Source organism: Methanohalobium evestigatum Z-7303, from assembly GCF_000196655.1.
In the GTDB taxonomy this organism is placed as follows: domain Archaea; phylum Halobacteriota; class Methanosarcinia; order Methanosarcinales; family Methanosarcinaceae; genus Methanohalobium; species Methanohalobium evestigatum.
On the sequence record NC_014254.1, the window covers coordinates 79,243 to 99,242 of the forward strand.

At 32.5% G+C, this 20,000-nt stretch carries 17 protein-coding genes and 1 pseudogene; 12 read left to right on the forward strand and 6 right to left on the reverse strand.

Going from position 1 to position 20,000, the window contains the following annotated elements:
* Positions 1–436 precede the first annotated feature (436 nt).
* Positions 437–643 (reverse strand): hypothetical protein, encoded by a 207-nt coding sequence (locus METEV_RS11580; protein ID WP_013195687.1) that lies wholly within the window; start codon positions 641–643, stop codon positions 437–439.
* A 169-nt stretch (positions 644–812) separates the two neighbouring features.
* Between METEV_RS11580 and METEV_RS11585 the strand changes: the two genes are divergently transcribed.
* On the forward strand, positions 813–992 hold the full coding sequence (locus tag METEV_RS11585) for a hypothetical protein (protein ID WP_013195688.1): 180 nt from the start codon (positions 813–815) through the stop codon (positions 990–992).
* Between the two features lie 29 nt (positions 993–1,021).
* Here the strand turns inward: METEV_RS11585 and METEV_RS11590 are convergent, their stop codons facing one another.
* Complete coding sequence (locus METEV_RS11590; RefSeq protein ID WP_013195689.1) at positions 1,022–2,266, reverse strand: RNA-guided endonuclease InsQ/TnpB family protein; 1,245 nt, start codon at positions 2,264–2,266, stop codon at positions 1,022–1,024.
* A gap of 66 nt (positions 2,267–2,332) precedes the next feature.
* On the opposite strand from METEV_RS11590, the gene METEV_RS11595 reads away from it, so the two are divergent.
* The 3 genes from METEV_RS11595 to METEV_RS11605 all read left to right on the forward strand — a co-directional run bounded on the left by METEV_RS11595 (position 2,333) and on the right by METEV_RS11605 (position 7,247).
* Positions 2,333–4,858, forward strand: a complete 2,526-nt coding sequence (locus METEV_RS11595) for an AAA domain-containing protein (RefSeq protein ID WP_049891321.1) — start codon at positions 2,333–2,335, stop codon at positions 4,856–4,858.
* Positions 4,859–5,042: 184 nt separating this feature from the next.
* On the forward strand, positions 5,043–6,392 hold the full coding sequence (locus METEV_RS11600) for a PAS domain S-box protein (protein ID WP_013195691.1): 1,350 nt from the start codon (positions 5,043–5,045) through the stop codon (positions 6,390–6,392).
* Positions 6,393–6,482: 90 nt separating this feature from the next.
* A complete protein-coding gene (locus METEV_RS11605) occupies positions 6,483–7,247 on the forward strand; it encodes a sensor histidine kinase (RefSeq protein WP_013195692.1) in 765 nt (254 codons plus the stop codon).
* Between the two features lie 862 nt (positions 7,248–8,109).
* Here the strand turns inward: METEV_RS11605 and METEV_RS11610 are convergent.
* The 3 genes from METEV_RS11610 to METEV_RS12610 form a co-directional block, all read right to left on the reverse strand.
* Positions 8,110–9,306: a hypothetical protein gene (locus tag METEV_RS11610; RefSeq protein WP_013195693.1), complete on the reverse strand. Its 1,197-nt coding sequence runs from the start codon at positions 9,304–9,306 to the stop codon at positions 8,110–8,112.
* A gap of 177 nt (positions 9,307–9,483) precedes the next feature.
* Positions 9,484–10,008, reverse strand: a complete 525-nt coding sequence (locus METEV_RS11615; RefSeq protein ID WP_013195694.1) for a metal-dependent hydrolase — start codon at positions 10,006–10,008, stop codon at positions 9,484–9,486.
* A gap of 186 nt (positions 10,009–10,194) precedes the next feature.
* Positions 10,195–10,338: a hypothetical protein gene (locus METEV_RS12610; RefSeq protein WP_013195695.1), complete on the reverse strand. Its 144-nt coding sequence runs from the start codon at positions 10,336–10,338 to the stop codon at positions 10,195–10,197.
* Positions 10,339–10,657: 319 nt separating this feature from the next.
* On the opposite strand from METEV_RS12610, the gene METEV_RS11620 reads away from it, so the two are divergent.
* Both METEV_RS11620 and METEV_RS11625 read left to right on the forward strand, forming a co-directional pair.
* A complete protein-coding gene (locus METEV_RS11620; protein WP_013195696.1) occupies positions 10,658–11,554 on the forward strand; it encodes a DUF1616 domain-containing protein in 897 nt (298 codons plus the stop codon).
* A 2-nt stretch (positions 11,555–11,556) separates the two neighbouring features.
* Positions 11,557–12,405 (forward strand): CPBP family intramembrane glutamic endopeptidase, encoded by an 849-nt coding sequence (locus METEV_RS11625; RefSeq protein ID WP_013195697.1) that lies wholly within the window; start codon positions 11,557–11,559, stop codon positions 12,403–12,405.
* 399 nt (positions 12,406–12,804) lie between these two features.
* On the opposite strand, the gene METEV_RS11630 is transcribed toward METEV_RS11625, so the two are convergent.
* Positions 12,805–13,065, reverse strand: coding sequence for a hypothetical protein (locus tag METEV_RS11630; protein WP_013195698.1), 261 nt, complete (start codon positions 13,063–13,065; stop codon positions 12,805–12,807).
* Positions 13,066–13,323: 258 nt separating this feature from the next.
* Between METEV_RS11630 and METEV_RS11635 the strand changes: the two genes are divergently transcribed.
* The 6 genes and pseudogenes from METEV_RS11635 to METEV_RS11660 form a co-directional block, all read left to right on the forward strand.
* Entirely contained in the window at positions 13,324–14,547 is a 1,224-nt protein-coding gene (locus METEV_RS11635; RefSeq protein ID WP_157197412.1) for a TIGR04279 domain-containing protein, read from the forward strand.
* 186 nt (positions 14,548–14,733) lie between these two features.
* Positions 14,734–15,522: a hypothetical protein gene (locus METEV_RS11640; protein ID WP_013195700.1), complete on the forward strand. Its 789-nt coding sequence runs from the start codon at positions 14,734–14,736 to the stop codon at positions 15,520–15,522.
* Between the two features lie 624 nt (positions 15,523–16,146).
* The gene (locus tag METEV_RS11645) at positions 16,147–16,692 is read left to right on the forward strand and encodes a UPF0228 family protein (RefSeq protein WP_013195701.1); all 546 of its coding nucleotides are present in this window, start codon (positions 16,147–16,149) and stop codon (positions 16,690–16,692) included.
* Between the two features lie 172 nt (positions 16,693–16,864).
* The gene (locus METEV_RS11650; RefSeq protein WP_013195702.1) at positions 16,865–17,212 is read left to right on the forward strand and encodes a hypothetical protein; all 348 of its coding nucleotides are present in this window, start codon (positions 16,865–16,867) and stop codon (positions 17,210–17,212) included.
* Between the two features lie 226 nt (positions 17,213–17,438).
* Positions 17,439–18,923, forward strand: coding sequence for a PGF-pre-PGF domain-containing protein (locus tag METEV_RS11655; RefSeq protein ID WP_013195703.1), 1,485 nt, complete (start codon positions 17,439–17,441; stop codon positions 18,921–18,923).
* A 152-nt stretch (positions 18,924–19,075) separates the two neighbouring features.
* Positions 19,076–19,789: pseudogene (locus METEV_RS11660) on the forward strand (type IV pilin); the annotation flags it as partial.
* Positions 19,790–20,000: the final 211 nt, after the last annotated feature.

The following is a 20,000-nucleotide window of genomic DNA, read 5'->3' on the forward strand; positions in this document are numbered from 1 at the left end:
ATATAAAAAGATTGTGCATTAAGATTAAAAAATCTTAATTTATTTATATTTACAATAACTGTTTAATGTCACAATTAATATAAAAAGTTTTTACATTAAATATTTATTGTATAAGTATAATTCTAAGTAAAAATACAAAAATAAATATTAATAGTTAGCTTTCTACTTAACGATATTGAATCTAATTATCTAACGTATAATTCGATAATCCAATATCTATAAAATTTTGAATTATGAAATTATAAGCTAAATTACTAACCGATTCCTTAATTGCAATTTATTTGAATTTACCATATTTCATAGAATAGTACCATAAATCTGCATCATCTTCGTCGAGTAAGCCTTACGTGCTTTTTTTCCACCTTGCATTTTGGTACACCTACTTATTAATCGTGGGCCATAGACATTATAAAATAATAAAAAAACATATTAAAAATTATGCGAGTTGATTTAATTTTATATAATTAGACTCTTCTGATTTTAATTTTTGTATAATTTCATCGATATCAAAACCTTCAGTATATAAGTCAAGTATTTTTTCAGTTAAATCGTCCCAATCAATTTCAATTTCTACATCTACTGAAGATACATCCAAATCCTCATCTAAATCTATTGGATTCAAATCGATAGTCTCTTCAATCAATTAACCACCTTTTATTTATTAAATTCTAATACTATATAAGTATATTTATTTATTAAGTAATAATTTATTGATAAAAAATGCGAGTTTATTAGTAAGTACTTTTATTCATTTATATTAAATTATAAAAAATAATTTTTATATTATTAGTTATTTTACATTTGTAGTTTATATGACAGACAAAGATAATTTAGATGGTCCTAATCAAAAAACATCCAACCTTACTTTAAAGAATGCCGACAAGTTGAGCGAATCTGAACTCAAAAAGAAAATCATTGAAAAGTATAAAGAAAATGGTTATACTATTAAGCAATTACCCATATCGAAAAGTAGTGAACTACCGCTGAGCTAAAGACTCAGCGGCTTCAGAAGGAGTTTGCTTTACCGACATGTGTTGCCGAAAAACCTTATCCTTCTTGGATGGTTCACACATCCACTATCGGTTATCTCTATGAGAGAATCACCGACTACTTTTCTTAATATGTTCAAAGCTCCATTAACATCAGCATTGAGCAATTTACCAGTAGAAGACTGGAACAATCCCCTCTTGACTCTTTTACCCATGTATTTTTGATGTTTTTCAATGGGTTCTAATGCAAGTGCATCGGTTTTACTGGTATATGCCTCATCAACTTCTATACAATTGATACCGTAGTACTCACATTTAGACCGAAGTTTCTGTTTGAATTTACCAAAGGGTATAGTTTGAAAAGTCTGGTTATTCTTTTTACCCATGTTGGAGTTCTGTTTTATGTCTTTCAGTTCTCCGATTATGATGTTGCCGATGTTATTATCTATACAGTGTTTAACGATATAGTTAACACTCTGATTCATGAAATCGTTGAGTTTGTTCTTCCTTTTCTCGAACAACCAGTTCAGTTTCTGACCTGATTTAATACCCTGTTTATCATATACAGACTGCAACCCACTTTTGACTTTGTTCCACCAACGGTTATATGATTTCAAACCCCTGCCTTCTATGATGAAAGCAGTCCCATTGGTATCTACACAGGTTGCGAAATTGTTCACTCCTAAATCAATAGATAGATGTTTATTGTAGTCTAAATCGACTTTTTCACCGATATCCCTGTAAACATACTCTATCTCAAACCATTGTCCGTTATACTTTGGGATTATCCTTACTTCTTTTATGTGTTTACCGGTTATGTTTTCAGGTAACTTGAAGTACAGGTATCTAACACCATAGTTTTTGTAAAATTCTCTACCCATAGACAACCTGATGAATCTTTCATCAATTTTAAACATATCTTTTGGAAAGATACATACAAATTTAGAGTCTTTAGGTAAGTATTCAGGCATCTTTACAGGTCGGTTGTAGTTGCCTCTTTTTTTCTCACCCAGAACCCTGAAAAACGATTTCATGTTTCTATCTACTACTTTCATGGTTTGCTGTGCAACCTGTGAAGGCAGCATCTTGTAATTCTCATTTTCTTTTATCAGATGATAAGCGGATTCATGATTGAGATATTTTGAATTGTCAAAATAGTATTGTCTTGTAGTGTACAGAGTAAAATTGTACAGATTTTTAGACAATTTAGTAATCCTTTTCAGGACTTCATACTTCTGTTTATCCGCTTTGATATGGTTTTTCTGGGTGAGATGTATTTTATTATATATTTTATAATTATATTATTTAAATGTTACGTTATGTATTAGACGGTATTCATCCCTTTGTTTCATTTTGACGAAATGAAACTCGCATTAAATCTGCGATTTGATGCGATGCTGAAGACATCAGGGTTTTCTACCTTCCGTTATTATAAAATCACGGGAATTAACCATGGTTCATTAGCAGCTCGGCATCTGCTACTTGAAGGTAATCTTGATACATTAGATTATATTCTAGCATTATCAAAGGATGAACGGTATTCCAAGCTAATAGATGCTTTGAATATGTTAGAAAATAGCAATACAACAACACTTACCGAACTTGCTGCTTATTGGGATAAATACACAGAAAATATCAACTGGTTCTATGAACAAGTAAAAGGACTTGGTATTTCTGAAAGTTTAAATACCGATGAATTGGAAAATTTGCATAAAGATCTAGCAGATATGATTTCCATTCAAAACCGCGTGAATGCTAATAATAGTGCACTTAATGTAATTAGGAAGGCTAATAAAGGCGATTTAATCTACCCTGGAGCCGATTGTATAGAACTTAGAGATGCTATTGAAGCAGCGAAAATAATTCATTCTGTTGACATTCCCGCCAACATGCGACAGAACCTTTTTGTTAAAGATTATAAATCACAAAAAGATTATTTGAGCAAAATGGCAGCTAACATATATTCAGATCTTGGTAAAGTAGATTCAGCATCAAGCGAAGCAAAAGATATTGCACATATTGATTTTGAGGATTTCTTTAAAGGTGATTCTGAAAAATTAGAAATTCAGTATTTAATTGATACAATTGTTCGTGCAGAAAATAACCCTGAAGAACTACAAAATTGGAGTAAATTTATTGACACTGTTGAGAAGGCTAGTGAGGCAGGTATAAGTCCTGTAATAGATACATACCTGTCAGGGGATTTATACTTTGAAAATTTGGATACAACATATGAACAGGTACTTTACCGAAACTTGGCCCACATTGCATATGAAAAATATCCAGAACTTAATCGTTTTAGCGGTCTGAAACAGGAAGAAGCCCGCGAAAGATTCCGTAAAACCGACAGAGAACTTATAGACCTGGAAAGGAAATATTTACGGGCAAAGCTTGCCAAAGCTCCTATTACCCGTAGGAACAGTGAAGGGTTACCTCGTGATAAAACCGAACTTGGGTTAATAAACCATGAACGTAGCAAGAAACGCAAACATATCTCCTTCCGTGATTTGATGAACCGTGCCGGCAAAGCTATACAAGAACTTAAACCCTGTTTCATGATGAGTCCTTTATCAGTTTCGCAATATCTAAAACCAGGTACTTCAGAGTTTGACCTCGTTGTAATTGATGAAGCATCACAGATGAAACCTGAAGACTCGTTGGGCGCATTAGCACGCTCTAAACAGATAGTTGTAGTTGGTGATCCAAAACAATTACCACCTACTTCATTCTTTGAACGCCTTGGTGGGGATGACAATGAAACAGAAGAAAATGATGCAGACACTGTAGAAAGTATACTCGAGATGGCAATGCGTTGCTGGCAACCTTATCGGCGTCTTCTATGGCATTACCGGTCACGTCATGAATCTTTAATCGACTTTTCGAATAAAAAATTCTATAACGATCAACTTATTGTGTTCCCATCTCCGGTAACCAATCATCCTAGTTACGGAGTACATATGGAGTACGTTGGAGGTACCTGTAGAAAAGGAGGAACAAATATAAAAGAAGCTCAACGTGTGGCAGAAGCAGCTGTTGAGTTCATGCAAACAAATCCTGAACAATCTCTTGGTGTAGTTGCAATGAACAAAGTACAAACGGATTTGATAGAAGACGAAGTCAGTCGTTTATTAACAGAAAATACAGCTGCTTACAATTACATCGAACACTGGGATAAGATAAATGGCGGTCTTGAGAGTTTCTTTGTGAAAAATCTTGAAAATGTCCAGGGTGATGAAAGAGATGTAATATTTATATCTACTACCTATGGACCTGATTCTGAAAGTGGAAAAGTGCACCAACGCTTTGGTCCGATCAATTCGAACGTTGGATATCGTCGACTTAATGTACTTTTTACAAGAGCAAAAGAACAGGTACAGCTTTTTACATCAATGAGACCTTCAGATGTTCGGGTTAATGAAGAAAATGTTAATTTTGGTCGGAGAGCACTGCATGACTATTTAGAATACGCAGCTACAGGTAGACTTCAAGGTGGTGATGGAAGTTCTAATGAACCTGAAAATGATTTCGAAAGACACGTTAAGGAACACCTTGAAAAAAGAGGATTCGATGTAGATTGCCAAGTAGGTGTATCTGGATACTTTATAGATTTGGCAGTCAGCCACCCTGCGTTCTCTGACGGATATTTGGCTGGTATAGAATGTGATGGAGCTACATATCATTCAGCAAAGTCTGCTCGAGACCGTGATCGATTACGTCAGGAAATTTTAGAAAATCTTGGATGGGATATATATAGAGTTTGGTCCACTGACTGGTTTGCTAACCCGAAGAAGGAAACTGATAAGCTTGAACAATATATACACAGTCTATTGGAAACTAAAGCACCGGTAACACTGGAAAAAGCAGCATAATTTTTAAAACCAATGGTTCAATCATTGGTATTTAATTTTTAACTTGATTGTTCTTAAAAGTATTACATTGTCTCATTATCTTTTGATTTTGCAAAAACCAGATTTGTTCTCTAAACTTGTTAAATAAGAATACCTTAAATATTAAAATTAAAAATATAGTTATTAAATAATACTGGTGTTGCATATGAGTGAAATAGAGGTGGATCAAGAACTACTTTTAGACCAGACAAACACTCAAATCTTTATCTTTATTGATGAACAAACATATTATCTAGCAAATAAAGCGCATGCTGATTTTTTGGGCCTTGATAAAAATGAGTTTGAAAATGTAAATATTTATAATGTTTTTACTAGAGATGTCGCTGACTATTGTTTCAAAGAAAACGAAAAAATTTTCAAAGAAAACGAAAAAATTCACACCAGGAGATGGTTTAAAAACAGTAATGGAGTTTCCAGGCTACTTTCAATTACAAAAACTCCTAAACTCGATTCATTCAATAATGTTGAATATATAATCTGTTCTGCAGAAGATATAACAGAAAAAAATCAATCAGAAAAACAGAAGAAAAAAAGTGAGGAACTCTTCCGCGAAATAACAGAAAATATGGTGGAGATGATTTGTCTTACTGATAAAAACGGCAATTTCGTATATGCAGGACCTTCTTATAAATCAAATTTAGGGTATGACCCTGAAAACTTAATTGGCAAATCAGTATTCAATTTTGTCCATCCGGACGATTTAGATAGGATAAAAAGCGAGTTTAATAGTTTGTTAGAGACTTTAATCCCCAGAAAATCAGAATATAGATGTCTGCATGCTGATGGACATTACCTCTGGCTTGAAACATATGGTAATTTTATTTACGATGATGTAGGTAACATAAAAAAAATAGTTTTTACTGGCCGTGATATCACTAAGAGGAAAGAACTCGAACAAAAATTGAAAAACTCGTATGAAATCATAAATAATAGCCGTGTTGTTGCATTTTTGTGGAAAAACGATAAAGAAAACGGATGGCCGGTAGAATATGTGTCTAATAATGTAGTTGACATTTTCGGTTATACTGTGGATTATTTTAGTGGTGGTAAATTAAGTTATGCTGATATAATTCATCCTGATGATCTTGAAAGAGTGAGGTCGGAAGTTGAAACGTATAGTGATGATCCTGACCGTTTTAAATTTCAACATAAACCCTACCGCATAATTACCAAAACCGGGGACATAAGGTGGGTTGATGATAGAACTACTATAATAAGGAACGATTTTGGAGAAATCACGCATTATCAGGGTGTTATCCTTGATATCACGGACCGTAAATTAGCAGAAGACAGATTGATGGAAAACGAAAAAATGTTGGATGATACCTTTGAAAGTATACAGGATGGTATCAGCATTATAGACACAGAATTTAATGTATTACGTGCCAATAGTAAAATGGGTGAATGGTACAAGGTAAATACACCTCTTGAAGGAAAAAAGTGTTATCAGGTTTATCATAACAGCAGTAAACCATGTGACCAGTGTCCTACATAGCGTGCTTTTAAAACTGGTAAAACGGAAACAGATGTAGTCCCCGGGTTACAGGAATCTGAGGTCGAATGGCTTGAGATTTACAGTTATCCAATGATCGACAGTTACACCGGAAAAATATCAGCTGTAGTTGAATTTGTACGTGATATTACTGAAAAAGTAAAAACTGAAAAACAACTAAAAAAATACGCAACAAAACTCAAACAAATGAACGAAGAATTAGAACACCGTGTCCAGAAACAGACAGAAGAAATTAAAAACGCTGAGAGATTAAGAGTTTTAGAACTACATCACCGGATAAAGAACAATCTACAGGTTATATCCAGCCTACTTAACCTCCAATCTGAAAAATTCAACGATGATACCGTTAATGAGGCATTTAGAGACACTCAAAATAGAGTGATTTCAATGTCACTCGTTCATCAAAAAATATACCACACAAAAGGCTTGGAAAGTATTAATGTAAGAGATTATATAGAGGACCTTATAGAACACCTGATCAGTTTATATAATGGAGAAAAGACACTAGTCAAAATTGATATACAGGATACTTATTTTGGAATCGATACCATTATTCCACTTGGAATGTTAATTAACGAGTTAGTATCTAATTCTCTGAAATATGCATACCCAGAAGACAAATACGGTGAACTAAACGTTATTTTTTATGAAAGTAATCCGGGGTTATATACACTTATCGTATCAGATAATGGTAAAGGAATACCGGAAGACATTGACCTGGATAATCCCAGTTCTCTTGGGATGCAAATTATAAAAAGCCTGGTAGGTCAGATTGATGGTGATCTGGATGTGGATGGAAATAATGGTACAACATTTATCATTAATTTCAATGGTTAATTTTCAAGAATATCTGGTTTCCTATATCTATTGAACGGGGTTATTATTATAACTTAAAGTCGAAAAATTAACCCAAAACTATCTATAACTTTATTAATTTATGGTTATTGGAAATCAATATCAACAATATGCCTAAACTTTAAGATTGTCTGGAAAATGTAGGTGATACTATTAAACTTAGTGAATATATAGGGTACATTGTTTATGTATTCTTTCTGTTTGTTGTATCTGTAGGTTTAATATATCTTGTTAGAGCATGATATTTTTAGCTGGCTTATATTCCCTCTCTTTATCTGTTTAGTTTTGAATGACGTTACGTAAAATAAAGGAACTACCTAATGTTGAAGCCACCGGCTTATATGGGAGTCATATCTACCGGTGGCTAAGATTGGGGCAAAAGTCGATTCCAACTTTCTGTAATCTATTATAACAGATTACACCATTCCCTCGTTTTTCAATACCTATATTCTTTTTGATTTTTGTGCAATAATACAATTTTTCTGACTCTAAATTCAGGTAATTGATTTTCAAATCCAATTTATTGCTAACATAATCATTTTACTTATAATTAAGTAAAATTCAAAGTTTATAGTTTATATGTTTTAAATAACAATAAGTTAAAATAGTTTATTAAATAGAAAAAATTAATTAGAATGAAATTTTATTTTAGCGCAGAAAAAAGACAAAGGAAATGATGAGCCTCGGAGAGAGGGGATAAATGCGTGTGTATTTCCTTTGTCAATACTGAAATTAACATAGAATTATATAACAGTTATCTTGTTATCATATTCTAAAATAGAAATTTATTAGTTAAAGTAAAAAATTATAAAGGACAATATCAAAATTATCCTGGTTCTACTATTTACCACAAAACTCTATCACTTACCAGATATTCATAAAAGGCGCTTCCTGTTTCTCTATCACCTTTATATTCAATCAATGCACCATCTGGTTGATGGGACATGAAATCGACAAATCCCACTGGTTTTCCAAAAGGTGATACGGGGTCATAATCAAACTCTGCAACCTGTGAAGCAGTTATAGTTACGTTTAAACGTGAATCAGAAGTTGAAAACGTGACTGTTTCAGGTCTTGTTATATTATTAGATCTTGTGTTATCAGGATATCCTGTATCAATCAGGTTTGTTTCGTTGATTTTTATTTCATTCCCTGAATATTCTTCAAGGACTTTACCTGTATGTTTATCCAACAACGTCAGATGTTTGTATGAATAGTTATCGTAACCATCATCTATCCCCCGTACCGCATATGCAATAGTCTGGTAGTTTTTAGTGGTAACTTCAGACCAGCTCCACCCATGCATATTAGTTGTCCATGATAACTCACCATAATTATGATTAATATTGTTACTGGGTATCATGTGGTCCATATATCCGTTAGCCTGAGTGACTCTGTAATCTACACCATCTATGGTTATTTTACCATGAAGGCGCCCGTATGAACGTTCATAGGTAGTGAAATTAAGTGAATTAACAGATTCATCAACGGTTTTATCAACATTTGTCTGGAAATAAAGGTCCATGTCTACTCTATCGGTCTCATAATCAAGATGATAGCCGCTGAGGTGGTTTCCAGTTAAGCTTTTAGAACCATCCGGATAATTATAATTTACGTATGGTGTACCGAATGCTATGTAATTAGTTACATTTTCCCTTGAAACATTGGTATCTATGAAATTAAAATCCGCTTCAGTTTCACCGTCAAAATACAGACCATTAAATGAGAGCATATAGGATTGTGGTTTTTCAGCACCAAGATTAGTTTGCAGGGTTTCATTGATTTCCTGGTGTGCGAGCACGACAAAGAAACTAAAATCTTTCTTTTCGCCATTTTGTCCTACAAGTTTGGTGTCTCCATTAAGGTACCACCATTCTGCCATCATATCAGCATCAAAATCATCTTCAAAATTTCCACCTTCTGTAAAATCCAAGTTTGGGTTATTCTTCCATCCATTGTTCTCAAATGGTTGTGCTGAGATTGTACCTGTAGCTATAATCAAACAAATTATAGCCAGAGCTAAGTAGTATATGCTTTTCAAGTTGTTCCCCCTTAAAGATTTATAATTACAGTTGATAATATTTTATATATACTCTGTAATCTATTATACTGGGTTATAATAACTAATATAAGATAAGCTTTTTGTCAGTTAACGAACCATCTCTTGGCCAAAAACAAGCAACTTTAGAGAGGAGTTACGCTACATCAAAGCGTCTTATTAATTGGATTTTTTGGCCAGATAATAATTTATAATAAAACCGAAAGTAATCACGAATCCAAGTATTTCAAAAATCAATACTTGAGACAACCCTGATGTAAATACATTATCAATAACCTGCATAATATAAACAGAAAAATCCGTTTGAACAACTTCATAATCTGCTTTGAAATTTAAACCCAACAAAGGCCAATATAATGTTTGAGGAATGGTCCACATCTTATCAAGTAAAAGGTGACACATAAATCCCCAACCTATAATGGAAACAAAGTAACTACCTCTCCTTCTGACAAAATAATCTCCTGCTACAATAAACAACACAGCAAAAATTAAGGTATGAGCATAAATCCTGCCATTACCCACTTGTTCTGGAAACAATAAGATCCCAAACCCCTTATCAACCAAATCAGGAAGTATAGCAACAAAAGCTACTAATCGGTAATCTATAGGCTTATCCAACCTTAAAATTTTAGTGACCAAGTAAAAAATAATTATTGTAAATCCAATATGAGCAAAGATAAACATCGCTTATTCAACTTTGATATACTGCCATATAGTTTTTTATCATAGCTGCTACTAAATTAGTAATAATAATGAATCAAACAAGTTTGCAAACAAGTTGAACTACAAACTGTTTTGACTACTTAATACATATCATATACCTTATCAATAGTACTAATATACCTTTTGTACTATTTGATTAACTAAATTTTAGATTTTCATACTTACTTTATTCATCGATTTTTCAGCTTTGCTTAAACATTCCAGTGTGCAATATACAGCTTCGTTAGCTGCATCTTCCATCACTACGAATTTTCCCCCACATATTGGACAGCTTTTCATAATATATTCCATATAATACCCCTCATATCCTGCAGTTGTAACTAATAACGAGTTTGCTCCATTGTTTGTATTATATAATATAATAACAGTTGGCCCTCTCCTCTTTTTACATAATAACCCATTTTGGATATTGATTATTATATTTTTGCACCAACCAAATAACTATTGATGCTTTTAAAGGATTTAAAAGTTTAGGTTTTCTTTTATTTGTTTTTTTACTAAAACCACAAAAATATTATATGTTAATAAAAAATCAAGACAGGGTATATGTAAAATTTTAATAATATTATATTATGTTAATACGGCAAGACCAGGAAAAAAGGAGATAAATTTGTTAAACAAAAGTACCATCCATAACGATATTATAACGATAATAATTTTAGTAATACTCACGATAGTATTTGTCCTAGTTCCACCTTTGAACGAAACACCTATTAGAATAATTCTTGGCCTTCCAATGGTGCTTTTCATACCTGGATATTCTTTGATTGCTGCATTATTCCCCAAAAAAGATGACCTGGATGGTATTGAAAGAATCGCTTTAAGTTTTGGTCTAAGTATTGCAGTGGTCCCACTTATAGGGTTAGGGCTAAATTATACGCCATGGGGTATCAGGTTAATTCCTATTATAGTCTCATTATCAACATTTACAATTTTGATGTGTGTTGCAACCATAATAAGACGTTCATCTTTGGATGAAAACGAAGTTTTTACTGTACCATTCAAATCGTCATTAGAATCAATTAAAACAGAACTATTAACACCTCCTGAAGATTCTACAAGACCAAAACTTGACAAAGCGCTCAGTATAATACTTGTAATTTCTATCATTGCTTCTATTGCTACTCTGGCTTATGTAGTCACCACGCCAAAACAGGGTGAGAAATTTACCGAATTTTATGTACTCGGTCCAAATGGAATGGCAGATGATTATCCTACAGAATTAGAAAAAGGTGAAAAGGGTACCGTTATCATAGGAATTACAAACCATGAATATGAGAAAACAGAGTACACTTTAAAAATGCAGCTTGAAAACAATACATTACCTATAGATAATAACGCCAAAACCATCGCATTAAAACATAACCAGACGTGGGAAGATACTCTGAAATTCACACCCCATAATACCGGTACAAACATGAAACTTGAGTTTTTGTTATATAAAGACAACAATTTTACTGAACCCTATAGAAACCTTCATTTATGGGTTAACGTATCGGAGAATTAATCATGGAACCCAATCAAAACGATGTACAAACAGTAAACTCAAAAAACAAGACATCAGCATACTTTAATTATGGGTTTAAAAACAAAGATGTAGGTTATATCTCAATCCCTATTTTGATGATTGTGTTAGCAGAATCAATGCTTTACATGCAAAAACAATCATTTGCCATAGGTTTACATTTAATCATCTTGATTGGATTAGTATTATCAACTGTTTGGATACAGGAAAAACATATAAACAATATTTTTCAAGCTATGACATTACTACCCATACTAAGGTTGGTAAATCTTTCCATGCCCAGTTTTTTTGAAATGACCATTAATTCCTATGTTTTTATTTATGTCCCATTAATGCTGCCTATATATTTGATTACAACAAATCAAGATTTTACAATCGAACAGATTGGTTTAAAAGCTAGACCATCTTTTATCTATGCACCATTAGCAGTGATTGTAGGGTTAGCAATTGCTGAAGGCGAATATTTTGTCATCTCTGCACCTTATTTAATACCAAATACTTCTTTGATGAATATATTAGAACTTTCCATCGTAATGATATTCTTTGTTGGATTAGTGGAAGAATTGATTTTCAGGTCGATTTTACAAACGAGGCTGGAAAATTCATTTGGATTATTACCCGGGCTTTTAATAACCAGTTTATTATTCGGTATGATGCACTCTATATACGGCAACGTTTATGAAATATTCTTCACCAGTTTGGCAGGTTTGGTAATAGGTTACATGTTCCAGAAGACAAGGAGTTTACCGGTGGTCGCCATAACACACGGTACTGTAAACATATTTTTGTTTGGACTTATTCCACACATGGGTCCAACCTTTGGTTTAATCTAATTATTTTTTTACAAACTTGAAAACAAATGGTTTCTACAAGAACAAGTAGCTAGTTAGTTGAAAATTCTAATATTATTATCATTATGATGATTATATTAATCAAATTATACAAATAATAAACAGTGTTTTTATAAACACGGATTTATAAAAAAACAAAAACTATATAAATTAACAAAGAAGACTGATATAAGGGTTGCAGGATAAGCATTTATCATTTGTCACTATATACCCTGTTAAATCTAGGAAAAACTAGTTAGTAGTTTATCCTGCAATCCTTTCCAAAAATATGAAATATTTTTAAATGATTTTGGAAAAACAGTTATTATCAAGGAATGGTTTTTAGAGGAAAATAGGTGTATAGAACTGATTTAGATTTAATTTTTTAAGGTTCTGGATATATCAAATAATTTCCAGAACCTTAAAAGTTACAATAGCACAAAATGAGACCATAAGTGGCAAAATGCCCATGTTCAACGATAAGTTGATATTTTTATTCCAGTATTTAGATGCGGATAATATTTCTTTTGCGGCTAATAATGATATTAACCCTATAACTGCTAATACTCCATATTCAGGTAACCCTATACCAGAAGTCATGGACATAGCACTAGCAGTAGCAGATGATACCGCGCTTGTTGTTGATACAACGCTTGTAAGCATTATTTTTTCCTCTAGTTAACTCCTTCTTTATAGTTATATTTAGGTCTATTATTATTAAAAGATTTTGATTTTGATTTTTCCTGAATTGTGCTTACCCACTTCTAAAACAGCGAAATACTAAAATTTTTGCCTACTATACAGGTTTTTGTATTGACAACCTGTTGGCAGAACACACCTTAACATTATTACTAAACTGTGTTTCTTAAAGGATAATATAAATCCTTCACTAATTTTTTTATATAATATCAAAAAGGGGGCATGGAATTGCATATAAAACCTAGTAAATTATCATTAGGAATTTTTAGCTTAATTTTTATTGTATTATTGTCATCAGGTCTAGCTGTCGCCCAGAATACTGATAATTACATCATGAACCTTAGCGTTAATGGTAATGATTTCAGATTCGCCAACCATAACGAATCCAAGACCGAGGGTAACTGGATCTCACTGGGTGGAGGAGAACCTGTACAGCTGCCGACTCCAATCAAATTCACTTATCATGGAGTAAATGAAACCAGTTTCTCAACCGATAGTAAAAACGTGGATATTAAACTAAACGTTAAAAATTACACGGATTATGTGATAGAATATCCATTTGAAACCCATCAGATGTATACCAACACAAGCGGTAAAAACAACGTCACATACCAGTTCAATGGTTCAAAATACTTTGCCAACAAAGAATCCAAAGTTGTCCTGATTGAATCAGACATAAATTCACTAATTGACATACTTGACAAGTTCAAACAGGGTCAAATAGACAGTATAAACGACATTTTAAGTTTGGATAAAGTCAACAGTATAGAAACCAAGGATTTGGATGATAACGGAGACACAAATGGTGAATTTGAAAACCTTGATGCAGGAGAATACAGTGTCTTAATCATACTTAATAACGAACCTGTGATACTTTCTGCCACCGCTTTTGATGTGCTGGATTACGATTCAAATGTAAGTACTAATTCCTATATAACTGTAGGTAACAACCTAAAAGTTGATATTGAACTTGAAGATGCACCTGACACGGAATATACTTACATAGCAGGGATAGTTAAAGATAATAAATACAGAGCAGATGTTAGACTAGAAACAAATGGTCATAAAACCGGTACCGACCTGCTTGTAAATAATGAGTATATTATAGATGATTTTGATTTGATCGACATGAGCGTTTCAAATCTAAATAAAAATGATGTCAAAAATAAACTAGTTGATGTCCTGGGTCCTGATGAATTATCAGGAAAAACAATGACTGTGGATTCAAACCAAACTTCATTAAACATAAGTACTGAGGGTTTACCACCAGGAAACTATAAACTTTTGGTTCAAGCATCTAACCAAAACGACCCTATCGTTGCTTTTGAACAAAAAGACATTACTATAAAAAGCGAAGGTATTGGTGCTCCAGCAACAAACCCAATATTGATGATTGGTGTTCTTGGAATTGCAATAGTACTTTTCATGAAAAGAAGGTTTAATTAATCTAACTAATGCAATTCCTCCTTTTTTATATGATTCTTTGTACTCCCTCTGTTTATTCCACCCCTCAGAGACGTCTTTTATAGTACAACCAAGATGTTTTACTATGTAGTTGTAGACCTTGTTCCTGTTTTTATTATTATTATCAAATAATTATTTAACAACGCTTAGTAACATTCCGGAGTCTAAATGAATACATTTGGTGAACTGATATTAAAAATTAAAATGAAGATACCTTTAGAGGCTCTTCTATTCTTTATAGATCATATATGGTTGGTTGCTCTCAATCTTACAGATATTGGAGCTATTGACGTAGGAATTAATTTTATTCTGGATACATATGCATTTATTGTTACATTGGGACTATTAATTCTCTTTTTTTTACCGACTGTATCTATTGTGCATAATATTATTAGATACAGAAAGGATATCATAAGAGTTTTATGCTGCGTCCCTTTGCTAATTGCTGGTATTGTTATAACAATGACTGCAACACTGAGACATACTCACTATATCCTATACGGATCCAATCCAAATACGTTATTCTATACTTTATTAGATCCTATTTATAGATCCGCGGAAATTATTATATATACTGTAATTGAAATTTTAGTTTATATGGGATTTCCGTATATGGATGGAGATTTGCCAGTACTCATCTCATATCTTTTCCTTCTTCCAGTAGGTTTGTTCATATACTTACTACCTTCGATAAATTATGATTTGAGAAAAATCACAACTGAAATGAAACTAATTTCTCTATTTACCTTAATTTGTATTGCTACTCCAATAGTTAAGCAAACAATCAAGTTAAATCGAGTACCAATCGATGAGCTAATAGTTAACTCTTTTTGGATAAAAATTATTCCAGAATTAGAATTACTGGGGTTTTTCCTGTTAAGCCCTCTTCTGGGAATCTTGTATATTAAGCATTATCGTAAGATGACTAGAACACCTACATCCGATATTAAAAATTAGGTCTCTAAATGTACTACATAGGTTAAAAGTTGATCAGAAAAAGTAGTTTATACTCAGAACAAATAATACTTTGATTTAAAAATGGATGAGTAACAATAGATTGTAAACTCGTCACTGATGATAGAACATATCTTGATTAAGTCACTTGCTTGAATCTAACTGATAATTATGTTCTGTTGTTTTTTACTATTATAGTCTTATAATTTGTTTTTCTAGTATCAGTCAAAACAGTTCGACATCATGGACATAATATATTTATTTTAGTAAAATGTCAAGAAATAGATGAAAGTAATTGAGGTGAGGTTTGTTATCCTTACCATCTGGATTACTACAAAGCTTCAAAAGGATGCGATAAATCAGTTTCTGGGATGCAGATCCATCTTTTGCAACTGACATATCTTAAATCGATGCTGCAAGACCTATAGTTGGTGGAATAGATCTATAGTAGGGTAATCCTCATGTTCGAATCTGCCGAGAATATACAACTACTATGCATGGTTTGCGGTATATATCTATAAATGATCCTTGGCCAGTAGATGATGGTGACCAATACTTAGAACTTTGGGGCTCTGTAGAGAACCACATATATGTCAAAAATTAAAAAATTATATTAAGTGATTATATATGAGTCAAATTGATAAAAAAGTTCTTATTTATTTTGTTTTTTCAATTTTTGTATTATTGGCAGTCCTAATAAACTCATCAAGTCATGACATAAGAATTGGAGGTTTGTACATTTCTTTTGAAGAAGGAACAACTGAAAAATATGCAAGATCCGTTATAGATGATTCTAATTTAAGAGAGGACATTAAGTTGGATTATAATATTAATCATTTGCATAATCAATATTATTTAGTAGTAAATCAAGATAAAAAATCAGTTTTATATAATGAATTGATGAAAGCAAATATTTGGATAAGAGATGAAGAAGTAATAAAAAAAGGGGACAACTACCTAATAGTTGTTTCAAAATCAATTGCTAATAACAAAGATTTCCTTGATATTTTGTCTAAACAGGACTTGCAATTGAAAAAGTTTGTTAACTGTTATATTTATTTTAGTAAACAACCAAAAGATTGGGTTGGCTATGATAAAGGTCAAAAGATAAAAAAAGAACTATTAGAAAAAGATAAAATTATTAGAGTAGCTCTTGTTCCTATAGATGGATAAAAATTACAGTACTAGATATTATCAGTTTATGTTTTTATCGATAATATATCAGTACAATCCATGTCATAAAAAGGGTTTCAGTTTGACGGTTTGGACATAAAATGTTTATAATTTTCTGCAGTTAAATGGGTGTATCAATAAATAAATATTGATATCGAGGGGGATAAATAGCATGGGAGAAGATAATAAAGGAATCTACATATTGTTACTGGCTTTGGTAGGTACACTTGCCGTTCTTTCACCTTTCCTGTATGATGCTTATGTGAAAACTACAGATGATTACTATGTATCTGCTCATCTATCTGATATTACACCAAATGATTACACAGGTATCTCTGATGAAGACTTAGATAAACATCCAAAGTTAAAGGAAGCACTTGATAAAACAGACATTGTTGAATTAACAGAGTCCGAGTACAGTAAAATAGATGAACTTCTTGCAAAAGGTGATGATGGTATCACATATATCAAGTACAAGGACGATTACTACGGAATCTGGCTGCAGCACATTGTTCGTTAATCACTATTGAATATTATAATAGCAGAGATATCAAATACAAAGGGGGAGTATTGTGTAGCTTGTCCCATTATTTGACAACTTAATATTAGGTTATGAGTATGGATTGGAATTTTGTACAGATGGTATTTTTAGGCAAAACCCTTTTGAAAGAAACATTTAAATACATCATTAAAGAACCAATACAATAAAGAAATAAAAATTAGATTATTCAATTAGAGGTTCACGGTTGGCTAAACTTGATATTTTTATAAGTGATAATGAATATAATAAAAATAAAGCAATTCATTTAGCAAAAGCTCTGATTTTTATTACTTTAATAATTCTATTTATACCATCAGTTAATGCTGAAGTAACAAATTTGCAAGTTTCTCCTGATAATCCAAACCCCGGTGATAAAATTACTATAAGTGGGGCTGCGGATACAGACAGTGTGGATGCTACAGTTGATTTCACTAAAACCGTTTCAGTATCAAAAGGAGAATATAGCTATACTATAGAGGATGTAGAAATACCAAAAGGTGACAATACATTCAGAGTAGTAGCTAAAGGAGTAAAAGACCTTAAAGTTGATGCAAATGTTTGGTGGGCCCCCAGCCTCAGCTCTGATGCATCTGGTGGTACTGCCAGTGTAGGCACATCATTGGTTCCTTCAGGAACTTATAAAATAACTATTTCCGGAAATGCTCAGGATGGAAAATCTAAAGTAGATCTTACAATTGTAGCTTCCAGAATACTTGAGACCCAAAACAGCAACTTTGATTTTTCCTATGACACCGACCCTATACCAGAAGGAACATTTACATTAAAAGTAGGAGATATTACTAAAATTATAACCCTCGGATCACCAACTTCTGGCGATAATGATACTGATGATAGTAATGACGGCGACGGTGGTGATGACAGCAGTAGCAGTTCCGGAGGAACCGTTGGTGGGGGTACAACACCTGATGATTTAGCAGACAATGTTGAAGTATCAGAAACAGAAAAGAGAAAAATGAGAAGTAATCAATTGGTTAAGAGTGAATTCAACAAGGAATCAAACCCTGTTAAATATATCAATATTACATCAAAGATTACAACACTGGATCTTAGAATTAATGTAGAGGTACTCAAAGATACATCCACTATAGTAGAAAAAGAACCGGACGGAATAGTTTATAAAAACCTTAACATCTGGGTGGGTTATGACGGTTATGCAACAACTGAAAATATAATAAATTCAACTGTGGAATTTAAAGTAGATAATAACTGGATTGAGAACAATAACATTGACCCTGATTCTATTACATTAATTCATTATAATAGAGACCAAAAAAAGTGGATTGAATTAAATACAGAAAAAATAAAGGAAAACGATTTCGATACATACTATATAGCTCATCCTTCTCATTTTTCACCTTTTGCTATAATAGGACATGAATTATCAAAAGGAGAAACTAAATCAGAAAATAACAATAACAATAACAATGAATCAGGACAATCAAAAGTTAATGATACACCTTCTGGTTCAGAAAATTCAAAAGCTGATATCAATGACTCTGAAAACCTGAAATCAAATGGCAGTTCCACAGATACAAATTCCACACCAAACAATAATAAAACCAATGCAAATGATTCAAACATGGTTTTAGATAATAGTTATTTAAGTTTCCTTATTCTTATTGCCGTTATTGGTATACTGGGCGCAGTTTTATTAGTAAAAAGAAGATAAACTTTCTTTACATTTTTTGATACATAATTATAGAAGGTTTAGGTTGTTATATGACAAAAAAAATATAATTAGAAAATATTTTAAATAGGATTTCATATTATATACTACGTATTATGAAATCTTAGAACCAATTATTACAAAACAAAGATGGAACCTCTTCTGTAGTAGGAATAATCCTGATGGTAGCTATTACTGTTATTTTAGCAGCTGTTTTAGGTGAATCTCTATTTGGACTCGGTATAACATCTAAACTTACAGAACCAAAAGACCAACTTGTATTTGATAATACTCAAGTATTATTGGGTGTAGAGTACAGGTCATGGGACGGTTCAGGAGGAACCGAAAACAATGGTGACATAGACCATGTTTATATGGATTATCAGCATGGTCCGGTAATAGATGGCCAGGAAATAGGATCGATAATCCTAAGATGGAGCGGTACAGATGGGAAAGGTGGAGAACTAAGATTTGTAAACCCTAGATATTTTGACGAGGAAACAAAACAAAAATATCATGATGGAGACGTTGGAGAGTTTTGTACTGGCAACCTACAACCAGGTGACAGATTAGTTATAAACATGGTTCATAATAAAGGTCAATCAGGTGGAAAAACCAACCCTGAGGATATAGGAGTCCAGTACGTAGAATCAAACTGGAACCAAGTTGATATTGTTGGAAAAGATCCATTATTCAGGACTAATGGACGATATCCAATAGAATTTGATGGTAATCGCATTATACAAGAAGGCGATAATGTTGAAGTAACAATCCTGGGCCCTGACCATTTTTCTATAATCGCTCAAGTTGATTCTGAAGCATTGAACTATAAAGAAAAAGCTAAGATCGTAGATAATCCAGAATGCTGACACTGCCAGATGCTGTTGGGTCAAAAAGAAAAACACCATTTTATTATATTTTTATTCGGTTTATATTATAATTTCCTAGCTTTAATTAACAGTTTATAGTTTCAAGTTATAATTAGATATTTTCAACTTTATAGACATAGAACATCAAAATATTACAAAAAACCTGTTAAAGAAAATGATAATCCCAATTTATTTTACACTTTAATACATA